Annotated in this window: 2 protein-coding genes; both read right to left on the reverse strand. The window is 37.2% G+C overall.

Translation table 11 applies throughout. The features are described from left to right. Nucleotides 1–12: 12 nt before the first annotated feature. Nucleotides 13–264 carry a hypothetical protein gene (locus DXA74_RS16155; protein ID WP_147401167.1) on the reverse strand — a complete coding sequence of 84 codons (252 nt, stop codon included), beginning with the start codon at nucleotides 262–264 and terminating at the stop codon, nucleotides 13–15. Between the two features lie 10 nt (nucleotides 265–274). After that, nucleotides 275–559, reverse strand: a 285-nt coding sequence (locus DXA74_RS16400) for a hypothetical protein (protein ID WP_158576096.1), incomplete at its 5' end; no start/stop codon positions are given.

The following is a 559-nucleotide window of genomic DNA, read 5'->3' on the forward strand; positions in this document are numbered from 1 at the left end:
AAAAAAAATATTTTATAATAGTGTTGCGGAATTAAGGATATTCTTTTTTCCAATGATATAACTACTGTTGAAACTAACGTCCGGCAGGCTGTCCACGTAAACTTTCAGGAGAGCACACAGCTGTTGGTTACCGTCATATTGAGGTTTCTCTTCAGCCTCTTTATCAGTTTCAAGCAGGGTTACTTTTTCTACTTTTAATTCCTGGGCATAGCCAGGAATTAAAAGCAATGAAAATATAAATAGCAAGTATATTTTTTTTAGCATATATCCGATTTTAGAATTTATAACCAATAGTGAACATAGGAACAAGCAAGCCATCTTTGGCAATAGCTTTTTTAAAGTAATAATGATAGTCGAGTGCTGCACCGAGAACAAGGTGATTCAGAGTAAAGCGAGCTTCCAGACGTCCACCGGCTAAAATATCATAATTGTCCTCTTCTTCAACTTTGGTGATGTTGCCTTCGTTTACAATTGTTGCTGTTGAGTCTTGATTAATGTAACCGTAACCGATTATAGGACCCTCAAATCCGCAACTAAGCTCTTCAGCGTCCTTCTTGCG

Origin of the sequence: Bacteroides sp. OF04-15BH (genome assembly GCF_003477995.1) — a bacterium.
GTDB lineage: Bacteria > Bacteroidota > Bacteroidia > Bacteroidales > Bacteroidaceae > Paraprevotella.